3 protein-coding genes are annotated in these 16,839 nt (G+C 61.3%); 2 read left to right on the top strand and 1 reads right to left on the bottom strand.

What is annotated here, in order from left to right:
* Positions 1-9,231, bottom strand: a 9,231-nt coding sequence (locus HY011_15670; GenBank protein ID MBI3424370.1) for a putative Ig domain-containing protein, incomplete at its 3' end; no start/stop codon positions are given.
* A gap of 425 nt (positions 9,232-9,656) precedes the next feature.
* On the opposite strand from HY011_15670, the gene HY011_15665 reads away from it, so the two are divergent.
* Together HY011_15665 and HY011_15660 are read left to right on the top strand one after the other, a co-directional pair.
* On the top strand, positions 9,657-11,417 hold the full coding sequence (locus tag HY011_15665; protein MBI3424369.1) for a hypothetical protein: 1,761 nt from the start codon (positions 9,657-9,659) through the stop codon (positions 11,415-11,417).
* A gap of 215 nt (positions 11,418-11,632) precedes the next feature.
* A complete protein-coding gene (locus HY011_15660) occupies positions 11,633-16,660 on the top strand; it encodes a M36 family metallopeptidase (GenBank protein ID MBI3424368.1) in 5,028 nt (1,675 codons plus the stop codon).
* Positions 16,661-16,839 lie beyond the last annotated feature (179 nt).

Below are 16,839 nucleotides of genomic sequence, written 5' to 3'. Positions count from 1 at the left end.
GCCGTCCCCGTCGTAATCGCCCGGCACCGGCACATCGCCCGCCGTCCCCCAGGCTTTGATCAGGAAGCCGCCGTCGCTGCTGCGCTTGACGTACCAGTTGCCTTCGCTGGGGCGGAAGACAGCCAGGTCGGTCTGGCCGTCCCCGTCGTAATCGCCGAGCAAGGACAGATCGCCCGCCGTGCCCCAGCTTTGGGTTTGGGCGATGCGGTTGACGCCTTCGCCATTGCTCAAGAGCAAGTGCCAGGTGCCGTTGTTTGCGCGCAGTGCGAAATCGCTCTTCCCGTCCCCGTTGTAATCAGCTTGCTGCGCCAGGGCGGCCAAAAATCCGGCGCTGATCACCACCGTGTAGCTTCGTGAACCGGTGCAAGCGCCTTGTGCCGCCGTGACTGTGAAGGTATACGTCCCCGCCGCCGTCGGGTGGCCAAAGAGCAAGCCGATGCTGCCAAACAGCGTCACGCCCGGCGGCAAGGCGCCCACTGCCGTATAGGTGTAACTGCCGACAGGCGTGGCCGCCGCCGAATTGTTGTACAACTGTCCCACGCGGCCATTCGGCAGGCTGGCGGGCAGGGTGATGGTCGAACAGCCGCCGCCGATGACGAGGCTGTACGATTTGCTGCCCGCGCAGCCCCCAAAGCCCGTCGCGGTGATGGTGAAGTTGAAGCTACCGTTCGTCGCTGGCGTCCCGCTCAGCAGCCCGGTCGCCGGATAGAGCGATAAACCAATCGGCAGCGCGCCGCTGCTCACGGCATAGCTGTAATTGCCACCCGCCGGGCTGGCCGCGAGGCTTTGACTATAGGCCGTGCCCACCGTGCCATTCGGCAGACCGGCCGGAGACAACGTTACGGTCGGACAGCTAATCGTCAGTGTATAGGCTTGCGTGCCGCCGCATCCGCTCGCCGTTTGCGCTCGCAGCGTAAAGCTGTATGTGCCCGTCACCAACGGCAAGCCGCTAATGACGCCGGTCGTCGTGTTCAGACTCAAACCGCTCGGCAAATTGCCCGTGATAAGGTTGAACGTGTAGCTGCCCGCGGGCGTCACGCTCACCGTTTGCGAATAAGCCACCCCGGCCTGCCCGTTCGTCAGCGCACCCAGCGTGGGAGTGGCGCAGGCAATCGTCACCGTGTAACTCTGCGAACCCACGCAACTGCCCGCCGTCGCACGAAGCGTAAACGTGAAGCTCCCCGACGCCGCCGGCGTTCCTGTGAGCGCGCCGGTCGCGGCATTGAGCGTCAAACCGGCTGGCAACGCGCCGCTGCTCACACTGTAAACATAGGCTCCGGCGGGCGTCGCACTGACGGTCTGGCTATAGGCTGTCCCCAACGTCCCGCCCGGCAAGCTGGCAGGCGCAAGCGTGATGGCCGGGCAAGCCATCACCAACGTGTAATCGCGTGAGCTTGTGCAACCGCCAAAGCCCGTCGCCGTCACGCGGAAGTTGAACGTGCCGCTCTGCGTCGGCGCGCCGCTGAAGCTGCCATTCGCATTGAGCGTCAACCCCGCTGGCAACAGGCCACTGGTCACCGTGAACGTGTAATTGCCGCCCGCCGGACTGGCGCTGATGGTTTGCGAATATGCCGTGTTGATCGGCGCGTCCGGCAGACTCGCCGGATTTACGGTAATCGCCGGGCAAACGATGGTGACGGTGCCGTTGCCGCTGCCTGCCAGGAACACGCCGCTGCCGCTGTATTGCGCCGTGAGCGCATGCGCGCCAATGGTCAGGCTGCTGGTGGTGAAGCTGGCCTGCCCGCTGGCATCGAGTGGCAACGGGCCAGCCAGTGTGGTCGCGCCTTCTTTGAAAGTCACCGTGCCCAACGTGACGGACACACCGCTGTTGGTGATCGTCGCGGTCAAGGTGACGCTTTGGCCGAAAGCGGGCGCGGCGGGATTGGCGTTGAGCGCGATGGCGGGCACGGTCTGCAACCCGGCGACGACAAACGGCGAAGGAGTTGCCGTCGTCGCATTGACCGTGCGGGCGTTGCCTGTTTCATCCGTCCTTACATTGAGCACCAGCGAATCCGTCGAGAAGCGGGCGCTGAGCCTGCGGGGAGTGGAATTGGGATTCGGCTGCGGCGTGCAGAACGGAATGTTTTGGAAGTCCCACGGCGGCAGACCATTTTGATTTTGGCAATCGCCGTTGACCGTGATGATCGTGCGGTCGCGCCACACCAGCCCCTGATTCACGACCGGTTCGATGTGCAGCACGCGCAGTTGCATGAATTCCGCCGCCGTCAACGAGGCTGGGGCGAAGAAGGTTTGAATGATGGAGCCAATAGCCGCGCAATTTGTCTGAAACCCCCACGCCACGGTGGGATTCGGCAAGACGTAGCCCGACGGCAACGGCGCCAGGCTGTTTGGATCGAGTTGCGTGACGGTCGTGTCGCCAGGCGTGACGACATTGGCGAAAACGATCAGCGGGTTGCCGGGCGGCAACACCGGCGTGATGTCGTGACCGCCGCCGGTGTTGACGACGGTCAACGTGGCGGCGGATGTGGTGACGCTGCCACAAGCGTTGGTGAAGACGGCGCGGAAGCGCTGCCCATTTTGTGGCTGCGTGATGGGCAGCAAGACCAGCGGGTTTGCCGTGGCATTCACGGCGACTGCGGCGGGAATGGAACCGAACGTCACGCCGTTGTCGGTGCTGTATTGCCACAACACCGTGGGCGCGGGATTGCCGCTCGCCGCCGCGCTGAAATTGGGCGTTGAGCCGAGCAACGCCAACTGCGACGCGGGCGCGGCACTCAGCGCGGGCGGCGTGCAGGCCGGATTGACCGTCAATGTCGCAGATTGCGTGACAGGCGGCAGGCCGCACGCGCCCGCGGCTTCGACACTGTAACTGCCCATGTCGCCGAGCGCCGCTGGATTGATCGTCAGCGTGCTCGCCGTCGCGGTTGAAGCAATGGTGCGCGTGCCGCCGCTCGTCAGTACGGTTGTGCCTTTTTTCCACATAAAGGTGAATGGCCCCGTGCCCGACGCGGTTGTCGTGAAGGTTGCGGTTTGTCCTTCAGTAACGGTCGCATTGCTGAGCGGTGTCACGCTCACCGGTGTGGCGAGCGTGACGTTGGCGGTCAACGTAGCCGTGGCCGTGGCGTTCTGCTGATCCGTTACCGTCAGTCTGAAAGTTGAATTGATCGCCGTGCAGTTGGCGCTCACATTGGCGGTGACCTGGCCCGCCGCCGTAACGGCGATGTTGCTGAGCGTGACGCCGCTGCCCGTCACAGGCGTGGCCGTGACGCTCAACGTATTGGCTGGCTGATTTGCGTCGCTGACCGTCGCAATCGCTTGCCCCGTGAGGCTGTTGCTTTGTGTCAGACTGATTGGCGCGGCGGCGCTGATCGTGGGTAGATCGTTTGGCACGGCAAGGCAGCGCGAAAATTCCGAGGTGTTGCCCACCGCGTCAATCGCCACCGCCGTGATGAACGGTTTGCCGAAGACTTGCGCTGTCGTGTAGTTGAACGAGAAGCCGCTGGCCGCTGTCGCCGCCGTGATGCCTGTGACTTGGCCGAGTAAACTTTCGCCTTCGCCAAAGCCCGAGGGGTCGCAGGCGCTGCTGGCAAAGAACTGCACGGTAAAGTTGAAGCTGGCATTCGCTGCCGTGGTATCGAGCATAGCGTTGACTGTGCCGCCTGTGCCTGTCGGTGTAATCCCGGTCAACACGGGATAGTTTTGCAACCGATTCGGCCCGCTGTCGGCGTCACCATTATCGTTGGCCGTCACGCCGTCGCCGCCAAGGTCAATGCCTAGTTGCGTGTTATTGAAAATGCTGTTGCCGCTGATGCCGGTGCGCTGACCATTGACCGTGTCGGTGATGCTGATGCCCGTCGCGTTGTAGGCGATCTTGTTGTTGACAATGCTCGTCACGAAAACGGTACTGCCGGGCGTAATGGTGTTGCGCACGCTGATGCCATTGCCGCCGTTACCGAGCGGGCTGACGCCATCGGCTCGTACCCCGATATTATTGAACGAGATCGTATTGCCCGGCGCATCCACGATATTCACGCCTGCACCGTGGTTGCCCGCGATCACATTGGCCGTGGCCGCCGTGCCGCCGACGCGATTGAGCAGCGCACCATTGAAAAAGCCAAGGCCGCCGCCACTGGGCAGCGCCGCTGTGCCCGCCGTATTCGTCCCCAGATAACAATCCTCGACGGCGTTGCGGACGGCGTTCGCGCCGCTGATGTTGAGCGCATTGCCGCCCGCCAGCCGGTTGATGACGAGGCTCTTGAGATAGTGGTAGCCGCTCTCAAGCAGGATCGCTTGCGTTGCGGCTCCTGCCCCCGCGCCGTTCAATTCCACGCGCGCGCTGCCGACCAGCCCGTTGATAAACACCGGCTCGCTCGGCCCCGGCAAACCCGCCGTCAGATTAATCGAATAAGCCGCCGCAAAACCGATGGTGTCATAACCGGCTTGCCCCGCGCTGCAACCGCCATACATTGCGTTGCTGTTCGCGGCAATGATGGCCTCGCGCAACGAGCAATCCGGCCCGGTTCCGTTTTCGTCCGCCGCCGTATTCACGATGATCGTCGGCGTGGAGGTATGCACGACGATGGTGTAGCTGCGCGAACCAGGGCAACCGTTAGCATCGGTGACGCTGATGGTCGCGTTGTAAACGCCCGGCGTCGTCGGGGTGCCGCCCAGCACTCGATTGGTTGCCTGGGTACCGGTCAAGCTCAGGTTGGCTGGCAGCCCCGTGGCGCTGAAGATGTAAGGCGGCGCACCGCCAGTGACGGAAATCGTCGTGTTCGGATAGGCGTTGCCCGCGACACCAAAAACCAGCGGGGTGTTGGGTGAAACGTTGAGCGTTGGGCAGGCAGGCGGATTGATCGTGAGCGTGTATGGCTGCGACGTAATGCAACTGAACGTTTCAAACACCGGCACGCTGAAATTGTACGTGCCCGCCGCGGTCGGCGTGCCGAAGAGCTGCCCTGTGGTGGTGATGAACATACCGGACGGCAGCCCACTGATAAAGCCGAATTGATAAGGCCCGCCTGCGCCGCCGCTGGCTGTCAGTTGCTGGTTATAAGCGACGTTGGCCGTGCCGCTGGGTAAGGTGGACGGCGTAATCGTGTAGGTTGGGCAACTCACGACGATGCTGTATGCCTGTGTGCCTATGCAGCCGCCCGCATCAGTTGCTTTCACTGTGAAATTGAATGTCCCAGCCGCGCTCGGCGTGCCCGCCAGCGTCGCGCCGGTCAGATTCAACCCAGCCGGCAGCGTGCCGCTGTAGCTGAATGAATACGGCCCTGTCCCGCCGCTGCCGCTAAACGTCACCGTCGGATAAGCCGAACCCACGATGGCGGCAGCGGGCACGGGCGCCGGATTCGAGGCCAGCGTAATCGTTGGGCAGAAGCGCACGCAGGCTGAAAACTCCGACGTGTCGCCGGTCGTCAAATCCGTCGCTGTCGCGGTGATGAACGGTTTGGCCGTGTCGTAGGTAAAGCTGAAACTCAATGACGCATTGCCGCTGCCGTCAGTGGTGACAGTTTGGAAATCGAGAAATTCTTGGCCCTCGCCATTGCCGGACGAATCGCAGGTACTATTTTTGAAGTATTCGATGCGGAACATTCGATTCGGCGTACTGTTGAGTATGCCGGTAACAAGGCCACCATTCGTGACAGAGGTCAACACGGGGAAGTTTTGCAGGTTGTTTGAACCTGTGTCGCCGTCTTGATTGTCGTTTGGCGTAATAAAATCGCCATCCAAATCAATCCCCAATCCATTGTTGCCGAAAATCGCGTTGCCCCAAATGCGATTTTGTATGGGCGTGCCGAAACTGTCGCGGTAAGTTGAAATCCCCGTTCCATTCCCGGCGATGATGTTGCCCTGCCCCGGCCCACTGCCGCCGATGAGGTTGCCAGAAGCTGCTTGGATCAGGCTAATCCCGGCGACGGTGTTGCCGTAGCCCGGCACGATCACGCCACTCGCATTCGTGCCGACGTAACAATCCTGAATCGTCACGTGGTTGGCATTGATGATGGCGAGGCCGTAGGGGAAACGATTGATGACCAGACTTTTGACCGTGCTGCCATCCGCGCCGCCAATGAAATCCAGCCCGACATTACCGCCCGACGTCGCTGCCGCACCGTTCAATTCAATGCGCGTAGACAAACCCGTGTGCCCGTTGATGCACACCGGCTCGGTAATGAACATCGTCGAATCGGTGGCAATCGTGATGACCGGCGTCCCCGCGCTCAAATTGAATTCAATCGTATCCAGTCCCACCGCCCCCGTCGTGCAACCGCCATAAGCCGTATTGCTGTTAGCGGAAATGAGCGCTTCGCGTAATGAACAGGTCGCTGGTCCGGTGTTGTCCTCATCCGCTGTCGTGCTGACGATAATGGTTTGTGGCCCGGCGGGCGTGACAGTCAGCGTGGCGGCGTTGCTGTTTACCTGACCGCAATCGTTGGTGAACACGGCGCGATAACGGTAACCGTTGAGCGTCATTATCACATTGCTCAAGGTCAGCGTCGGGCTGGTCGCACCGGGAATTTCGCTGAAACTGGAATCGGGCGGCGCGGCTTCCCATTGCACTGCCGGGGCGGGCGTGCCATTGACGGCGGCGGCGAAGGTCGCATTCGCGCCTGCCATCACAGATTGATTCGTTGGCGGCGTCGTGACCAGCGGAGCGGTGTTGACCGTCAACGCCGCCGCCAACGAAGTCACCGGACTGCCGCACGCCCCGCCCACAATTACGTCATAGGAGCCGGCCGCGGCGACGGTCGTGGCCGCAATGGTGTAACTCACGCTCGTCGCACCGCCGATGTTCACGCCACCTTTGCGCCATTGATAGGTGTAAGGTCCGTCGCCGTTGGGCGTGACGGAAAACGTCACTGGCTCGCTGCTGCAAACCGTCTCTGCGGCAGGTGGCGTGGCAATGCCGACTGGCGTCTTGAGGCTGAGCAAAACGCTATTGGATGTCGTCGAGGTATCGCAAAGCCCTATGACAACGACAGTATAAGCGCCCGCATTCGCGGCCGTCGCGCTGTTCAACGTCAACGTCGCGCTCGTTGCGTTGCTGATGTCTACGTTATCTTTGCGCCATTGATAACTCACTGCGTTGTTGGCCGCGACGGTAAAGCTGACGTTCGCGCCGGGGCAAACGCTTTGGCTGGCCGGTTGGGTCGTAATCAATGGCGTGGGAATCGTGCGACAGGCGGAAAACTCTGAGGTATTGCCGTTAGCATCCGTCGCCGTCGCCGTAATGACAGACTGGCCCATTAACTTTTCCGAGGGGATGGCAAAGCTAAAAGCGGTATTGGCTGAGGTCAACGTGATTTGCGTTGAGCCGAGAGGTACCTCACCTTCGCCATTGCCTGAGGCGTCGCACGTGGGGTTCGCGTAAAAATCGAGCGTGACCTGTGATGACAGCACGCCGCCGGGCAGCGTACCGGTCACAATACAGGGTTGCGTCAGCGCATCAAGCACCGGGAAATTCTGCAACAGATTCGGGCCGCTATCATTGTCGGTTGCGTCGTTGGGCGTGACCGTGCCGCCAGGCAGCGCGGGCGCGAGGTCAATGCCGAGTTTGGTATTGCCGGAAATCGCATTGCCACGCAGCGCCACCCGAATGGTGGAACTGCCACTGACTTGTATGCCGTTTTCGCCATTGCTGGTAATGACATTGCGTTCCGCTGCGGTTGTGCCGCCAATCGTCACGTTGCTTTGCACAACTTTGATGCCGTTGGCGGTATTCCCCAAGCTTGTTGGGTTACCGGGCTGACCGTTCTTGTCCGTGCCGATCAGGTTACCTTGCACGGTTGGGCCGTTGGTCGTGCCGCCTTCCAGGTCGAGACCGTTGCCGCCATTGGCCGAGATCAAGTTGCCCTCGCCCGCCGCAGTGCCGCCGATAAACGTGCCTTGACCACCCGAGAGGCGAATGCCGTTGACGCCATTCCCCAGCCGCACCGTGCCATTGATGTCAGTGCCGATGTAATTGCCCTTGATGGTCAGCGCGCCGTGACCACCAATAACATTGGACGGCGGGTCGCCGATGCCGTCGCCGCCATTGCCGGAGATCAGATTGCACGCGCCCGTGCAAAGGCCACCGGGCGTTGTGTTGCTCGTGCCGCCGATGATGATGCCGGAGCCAATCGCGGCAATCCCGTTGCGCGTATTGCCGAGGGGCTGCGTGCCTGCCGCATCCGTGCCGATCTTATTGCCCTGAATGGTCGTGTTCGTCGTGCCGCTGGTGCAGACGCAAATGCCGTCTACATCATTACCTGAGATGACGTTGCCCGCGCCGGTTGCCGTGCCACCAATTACGTTATTGGCAGAAAAATTGACGATCGAAATGCCCGTCAGCGTATTGCCGAGATCGCTCGTCCCCGCGGCATTCAGACCAATGTAATTCCCCTTGATGATTGAACCGCCACCGCCATAAGAACCGTTGATCGTGATGCCGTTGCCGTTGTTGCCCGAAATCACATTGCGCCCGGCTGCCGCCGTGCCGTCCACAGTCGCGGGCGAATCCAGATGGATGCCTGCGCCCGCATTGCCAAAATCTTGGTCACCAGTGACGTCCGTGCCGATGTAGTTTCCTTCAATCAGGATGTTACTCAGAAAGTAGCCGACGCCGATGCCGTTACGATTGAAACGGTTAATCACCAATCCGCGAATCGTGCTGCCGCTCGCCGTGATGCCCAGCCCATCCACGTTCAGGCCCGCGTTTGTGCCATTGAGTTCAATTATCGGCGCGCCGCGGTAACCGGGCTGCGTCGTCCCGTCTATCGTCACCGGGCTGAAGAGCGCCGGCAACGCGGACTGTAGCGCGATGGTTTTGGGCAGGTTGTCAGGGATATTGAACTTGATGAGGTCTGGGCCCGAATGGACGTTGGCGTCCATAATCGCCTGCCGCAAGCTGCCCGGCCCGCTGTCGGCGTTGGTGGTGACGATGTAGTCGGTAAAGACAGTCGCGGGCATGGCGTAGCTGCCAAGCAACCAATCCAAGTCATGCCGCGTGCCAAAATCGAAGAGCCTGCGATAATCACGCGCGGTCACGTCTGCCGCCAACGCCTGCCTTGCGCCTGGGCGCATGGCATCAGCCGCCGCCAAATGCTGCGCGCCAACGCCCCACAACAGCAATTGCGCCGCACAGCCAAACGCCCCCGCCACCAACAGGTAAACACACCAACGCCGCACCGTGCGCCACAATTGGCTGCTGCAACGCGGCCCCCGCGAAGGCTGACTGCCACGGGAAGGCTGACTGTAAGAAGATTGAAAGCTGGTTTGGTGCTGCATGATGACTTCTCCTTTGCGCTGTCACTGAAGCGCGGACACACCGCTGGCCGCCCTGCCCGCCACGTCCGCCGCAGGTTGTTTTGGTTGAAGACTTGTGCGAATTGCCGGCGGCCGATTCACCCTGCATGTGGGTCGCCCGTCGCAAATACCGGGCGGCTGAATCGGCAGTCTTAAACTAAATGCCTTCGGACCCCATGACCGTGTGAGTTTCGGAAGCCTTAGGGCATGGGTTGAGCATTCGATTGACGGCGCGCGCCGCCTATTCTAAATTCCGGAGCGCCGTTGGTTGGTTCCCTACAACACCGTCCAAACGGGCGCTTGTGCGGATTCGAAAAAATTGCCGGTACCCTTTAATCAGAAAAATCCTGAATAACTGCTGAACAGCGCAAAAAATTTCTGCCTGCCTATATCAAGGGAGCATCACGATGCAGGACAAGGTTATTGAATTCGGGCCGTTCCGCTTGGAGAACGCGATTGTTTATGACAGCCGGAACCGACAGCTTGAACTGCCGGAGCAGGCCATCAAGGTGTTGCGGGTCTTGCTCGAACACACGCTCAAACACGGCCCAGCCGTGCTCAGCAGCGCCGAACTCAGAAGCAAAGCCTGGCCGGGGCGCGTCGTGGAGAACAACAACCTGCACCAGCAAATCATCCGTTTGCGCAAGGCGCTGGGCGCGGGCGTGCTTGTTTCGACCAGCGGGCCGCGCAGCTATCAATTGACCTTGCCGGTGCGCTTGGCGGGCGGGTTGGCGGCCACGCGCTGGCGCGCGCGCTCCATCCTGCCGTTTGTCAGCCCACCTGGCTTCTTTCACGCTGCGGAGCGGTTGCGGCTGGCGGGGTATCATTTGGCCTTGGGGATCATTCATCACCTGCGCACGCTCACACGCCTGGAACTCAGAGAGATTGCGCCTCAGTATTTACAACCGGGCTGGCAGCCGAACGCGGTGCAAATCGCCCGCGAGCAACGCACCGGCCTGGTCTTGACCGGGCATTTAACGGCGACCGGGCAAGCGGGCCAATTGGATGACTTGCGCGTCCAGTTGATCGAAGCGCAATCGGCCAGCGTTTTGTGGTCAGGCAAGTTCAGTGTGAACGCGGCTGATTCCGCCGCAATCGAACAAGAGATCGCGCGGCAGTTGGTTGAAAAACTCGGTCTCAGCTTGCCCGCCGATTATGCCCAGCGCCCCATCCGGCAACCGCATCCGGAAGCGGTGGCGTGCTATCGCCGGGGCGCTTACCTTTTCGGTACGCAATACGGCGTCTTGAATGAGGCGTTGGATGAATACACCTACGCGCTCTCGCTTGATCCGAACTACGCCGAACCCTGGGTGGGCATTTCCGACATCTGGGCAGTGCGGTGTGCGTTTGGGCCGGCCGTGTACGCGCCCAATGAAGGTATGCCCAAGGCGCTGGCCGCCGCGTTACGCGCGCTGGAACTCGATCCGTGCTCTTCGCACGCGCACGCCAGCCGCGCGGCGCCGCTGCTGCTCTGGGAATGGAATTGGGATTTGGCTGACCAGCATTTGCGGGAGGCGATCAAGTACGGGCCGGACAACGTTTTTGCGCATAACTGGCTGGGTCGCTTGATGCTGATTCGGGGGAAAGTTGACGAAGGGGTCAGACTAGCCGAACGGGCGTGGGAACTGGGGCCGCACCTCGCCTACCCCGGCACCTTGCTCGCTTGGGTTTATTACTTTGCTGACCGCCAGGACGAAGCCGCCGCGTTTTGCCGGGAGTTGCTTGCTCAGTTTCCATATTTTCCCGTGACCTATGCGATTCAGGCGTTTATCTGTGAAGCGCAGGGCGAACTCGAAGCAGCGGTAGAAAGCGCACAGGCCGCCATTGCACGCGGTGAAAATCTCGTCAGCTTCGCCACGCTCGGTTTTTTGTACGGGCGCCTGGGGCAGCGGGCCGAAGCCGAGCAGGTGCTGCATGAATTCGAAGCGCGCCGCCAACAGCATTACGTTTCGCCCTATCACTCGGCAGTCGTGCATACCGGACTGGGCGACCGTGCCGCGGCGCTGCAATTTCTTGAAGAAGCGGTCAAGGAACGCTCGGAATGGATTTCGCATCTCCCCCTCGATCACCGCTTGCGCTCCTTACGCAATGACGCGCGCTATCAAGCCATCCTGGCGCAAGCGGGGCATGTTGACGCGCCGCAAAGGGACGCCACGCTGGCCCCGTAGAACTACCTATTTGTCAGTCAATCCCCTTTGCCAAGCAACGCGCGCTCAGCCCGCCACATCTTTTGCCGCGAATTATTAAAGGCTGGACACCCTCCAGCCAGACACGCGACAATCTGTTTCCGAATTTATTCACTGGAATGCCCCGCAACTTCGTTTGCCCCAAGCCACCCCGAGGCTTGCCACAACAGCCGCTGACCGTGCTGAAAGGAAATTTGATGAAACGTCTGGCCCTGTTCGTTCTCCTTTTTACCCTCACCTGTTCAATTACCCTCTGGAACCTGCCGCTGAAGGCCGCACAATCACAACGCAGCTTCGGCGAAACCGCTGACGAAATCGCCAACTACGATGTACGCACCGACGAATCGAAAGCGGCTTCTGCCGCGCGCGCGCAGTTGCGGTTGAAGCTGTCGCCGCAACAGGCGGCGCGCAATGCCGCCACGGTTTTTGACATGCGCGGCGCACAGGCCGATTTGCAAGCCGGCGTGCCGACGTTGCAAGTGTTGTTGAGTCCGGCGACCGGCGCGCCTGAAATTGTGGGCACGGATTTGCGCGGCCCGGCTTTGTTGACGGCGCCTGCGACCCATACGCGGGAATTGATCGTCAAAGGCTTCCTGTCGCGCAATGCGGCGCTCTTCGGCTTGACGCAAAAACAAGTCGCGGAGTTGACCAACACGGCTGATTACGCCAACCCGGCGGGCAATCTGAGTTGGCTGACGTTGGAACAGCAGTTCAACGGCATTCCGGTCTTTGCCGGTGAGGTGCGCGCCTGCCTGACGCCACAGGGTGAAGTCGTGCGGTTGGTCAACACGCTGGCCGCCGGCATCACGCCCAGCGAACTCGCCGCCACGCCCAATCTCGAAGCGGCGCAGGCCATCGCCAATGCCGCCGCGACCATCGGCCTCAAACTCGATCCGGTCACACTCAAAATCAAAAGCAAAGGCGAAGACGGCCACAGCTTCATTTTTGAACGCGGCCCCTTTGAGGATGAGACACGTGCACAGCAGGTTTACTTTCCGCTCGAAACCGGCCTCGCCAATCTGGGCTGGACCTTAACGCTGTGGACGAAAGACGCGGCCTATTACTTCGTCGTGAATGCCGAGGGCAATGGCGAAGTGCTCTGGCGCAAAAACATCACGTCGCGGCAAACGCAAAGCGCGACCTTCTCCGTTTACAACGATGACAGCCCCGCGCCGCTTTCGCCCAGCAACGCCACGCCGGGCAGCGGCATTCAGGGCGTAGGCATCAGCCGCTCGACCCTCACGCTCACCAGCGAACTGCCCGCCTTTGACAACCTGGGCTGGATCACCGACGGCGGCAACACGACGACGGGCAATAACGTGGACGCGGGCTTGGACGTTGACGGCGTCAATGGCATTGACGCCAATGGGCGCGCGGTGGGCGTCAATCGCGTGTTTGATTTCAGCTACAACCCGCCGCCGCTGGGCAGTGATGCGCCGACGGGTGCGGCCTATCGCAACGGCATCGTGACCGATCTGTTTTTCTGGTCGAACCGCTACCACGACATTCTTTATCAATACGGCTTCACCGAGGGCGCGCGTAATTACCAGGCGAACAACTTTGGGCGCGGCGGCCTGGGCAACGATTATGTGCGCGCCGAAGCGCAGGATTCATCGGGCACGAGCAATGCGAATTTTTCAGCACCGGCGGATGGCTCGCTGCCGCGCATGCAGATGTACATTTTCAGCGGGCCGAATCCCGACCGCGATGGCGATCTGGATCACGACATCGTGTTGCACGAATTGACGCACGGTTTGTCGAACCGGCTGCACAACAATTCCGCCGGTTTGGGTTCGACGACAGCGGGTGGCATGGGCGAAGGCTGGTCGGATTTTTATGCCCGCGCGTTGCTCTCGTCGGCCAGCGAGAACGTCAACGGCATTTACGCCGCCGGGCCGTATGCAACACTGGGCATCACTACCAACTTCACCGACAACTATTACTACGGCATCCGCCGTTTCCCTTACGCCGTCAAAACCAATCTTGGCGCGAATGGACGCCCGCACAATCCGCTGACCTTTGCCGATGCTGACCCGGCGCAAATCAACGTGACCGATGGGGCCTTCCCGCGTGGCCCGATTGGCTCCTCGACCGCCAATGAAGTGCACAACCTGGGCGAAATCTGGTGCCTGACCTTGCTCGAAGTCCGCGCGCGGCTGATCACGCGGCTGGGTTATGCGGCGGGCAATGCGCGTGCGTTGCAGTTGGTCACCGACGCCATGAAGCTCGACCCGGCGAATCCCGATTTTCTCAGCGGGCGCAATTCCCTGCTCGCAGCCGATTGCGCGAGCTTTGGCGGCGCGGATGAGTTGGACATTTGGAACGGCTTCGCCACGCGCGGCATGGGCGATGGCGCGCGTTACAACACCTCAACCGCCGTGACCGAATCGTTTGCCACGCCCAATCTCAAAGTCGGCACAGTGACCTTCACCGATGCCGGAGCGCTGCCTTGCAGCAACAATGGCGCGGCTGATCCGGGCGAAACGATCACGCTGGCCGTGGCGCTGACCAATCCGCTCTGCGCCACCAATGCGTCCAACGCCACGCTCAATGTCGTGGGCGGCGGCAGCGCCACTTATGGCGCGATCAACGCGGGCGCGACGGCCACGCAAAACGTCAGCTTCACCGTGCCCGGCAATGCCACGTGTGGCGCGCCGTTGACGGTGACGGTGAATCTCAACAGCGGACTCGGCCCCGTCACGCGCACCTTCACCATCAATGTGGGCCAACCGCTGGTCACAGCCGCGCAAAACTTTGACGGCGTGACTGCGCCCGCACTGCCCAACGGCTGGGCCAGCGCGGTCACCGGCAGCGGCAGCAATTGGGCCACCGTGACCGGCAACGCTGACAGCACGCCAAACGCCGTCTTTACGCCGAATCAAAGCACCACGGGTGAAAGCCAACTGACCTCGTCAACCTTCCTCATCAGCAACGTTGGCACGCGGCTGGCGTTCCGGCAACGTTACAGTTTGGAAAGCGGCTTTGACGGTGGCGTGCTGGAAATCAAAATCGGCGGCGGCAGCTTCACCGACATCCTCACGGCGGGCGGCAGCTTTATCGAAGGCGGCTATATTCAAGCGCTGGCAAACGATTCGACCTGCGCCAATCCACTGGCCGGACGCAACGCCTGGACGGGCGATTCCAGTGGGTATCTCACGACGACGGTGGTGTTGCCGAATACCGCCGCCGGACAGAACGTGCAATTCCGCTGGCGCGCCGGTTTCGATTGCGGCATCGCCAATTCGGGTTGGTGGCTTGATTCGGTCAGCCTCGTCGGCAGCGTGCTTTGCACCACCTGCGTAGTGCCTTGCACCATCACCATCAATCCGACCAGTCAAAACTTCGTGCCCGCTGGCGGCAACGGCAGCGTAGCCATCACGGCCAGCGCCGCCACTTGCAACTGGGCCGCCGTCAGCAATGCCACTTGGATCAACATCACCAGCGGCGCGACCGGCACGGGCAACGGCACGACGCAATTTGCCGGGGACGCCAATCTCAACGGCCCGCCGCGCACCGGCACACTCACCGTCGCGGGCCTGACTTTCACCGTGACGCAAGGCTCCAATTGCAGCTACACGCTCAATCCGGCCAGCCAAACCAGTGCGGCGGCGGGCGGCGCCAGTTCCTTCAACGTGCAAACCAACGCGAATTGCACTTGGACGGCGCTCAGCAATGTCAACTGGTTGACGATCAACGGCGCGACCAATGGCACCGGCCCCGGCCCGGTCAATTTCACCGTAGCCGCCAACTCCGGCCCGCAACGTAGCGGCACAATCACTGTCGCGGGTCAGACCTTCACCCTCACCCAAGCTGATGGTTGCGCTTTCAGCATCGCGCCCACCAATCAAACTATTGCCGCCAGCCTTACAAACGGCACTGTCAATGTCACAGCGGGCGCGGGTTGCGCGTGGACAGCCACAAGCAACGACAACTGGCTGAGCATCACCAGCGGCGCAACCGGCAGCGGCAATGGCCCGGTTGGCTTCACTGCGGCGGCCAATAGCGGCCCCGCGCGTTCCGGCACACTGACCGTGGCCGGGCAAACTTTCACGGTCAATCAGGCGAACGGCTGCACCTATACGCTCGCGCCCACCGGTCAGGCCTATGCGCGCGCGGGCGGCAGCGGTTCGATCAACCTGACCGCCGGCACCGGCTGTGTCTGGACAGCCGTCAGCAATGACAACTGGATCACGCTGACCGGCGCGACCAACGGCAATGGCAACGCCACGCTGACCTACAACGTCACCGCCAACCCCGGCACATTCTCGCGCACCGGCACGCTGACGATTGGCGGCCAGACGTTCGCTGTTGCGCAAGCCGGGGCGCGCACGGTCAAAGCGGATTTCGACGGTGACGGTAAAACCGACCTCAGCACCTGGCGCGGCAGCAATGGCACCTGGTATACGCTCAATAGCGCCAGCAACAGCTTGCAAACCATGCAATGGGGCGCGGGCTATGCGCCTTACAACGACGTCATCGTGCCCGGTGATTACGATGGCGACGGCAAAGCCGATCAGGCCATCTGGCGCGGGGCCGATTCGATCTGGTACATCCGCAAATCATCCGATGGCGCGGCCATCCTCGATCTGTGGGGAGCGAGCTATGCGCCGTATTTCGATATTCCAGCGCCGGGCGATTACGACGGCGATGGCAAAACCGATCTGGCGGTCTTCCGGCCCGCGACGGGCACTTGGTACGTCAAACGCAGTTCCAATGGCTCCTTCCTGATTCAGACGCACGGCCAAAATGGCGACATTCCAGTACCCGCCGATTATGATGGCGATGGCAAAACCGACTTGGCGGTCTTTCGGCCCAACGCGATTGCGCCCGCACCGAACTGGTTGATCTTAAACAGCTCGACGAATACGATGACGAGCATTCAATGGGGGGCAGGGTATGCGCCATATTTCGATACGCCCGTGCCAGCGGACTACGACGGGGATGGCAAGGCGGACTTGGCGATCTGGCGCGGCGCAGATTCGATCTGGTACATCCGGCCCAGTGCTAACCCAACCAGTCCGGTGCTGGCGTTATGGGGCGCGAACTATGCGCCATACTTCGATATTCCAACGCCGGGCGATTTCGATGGCGATGGCAAGGCGGATATTGCGGTCTGGCGGCGCTCGGGCACGTGGTTTGTCAAACTCAGTTCGGACGGTTCGTTTCTGGGCAAAAACCAGGGGCAAAGCGGCGAGGTGCCGGTGCCGGCGTTTGGCGTGCGGTGACAACCCAATTGTGGCGGCCTTGGCGGGAGGCTAACAGATTTGAACAGGACTTACGCAAAGATTTGCCACAGAGGCACAGCGGCACAGAGGAAAACAGAGAACTCCACCAACACTGTAAAAAAGCTCTGTGTCTCTATGCCTCTGTGGCAATCTCGCTCGCGTTTTGTGTAAGTCCTATC

This window comes from Acidobacteriota bacterium (assembly GCA_016196035.1).
Classification (GTDB): Bacteria; Acidobacteriota; Blastocatellia; order RBC074; family RBC074; genus JACPYM01.
The sequence above is the reverse complement of the archived record's forward strand: the minus strand, read 5'-3'. Positions and strand labels throughout refer to the sequence as shown.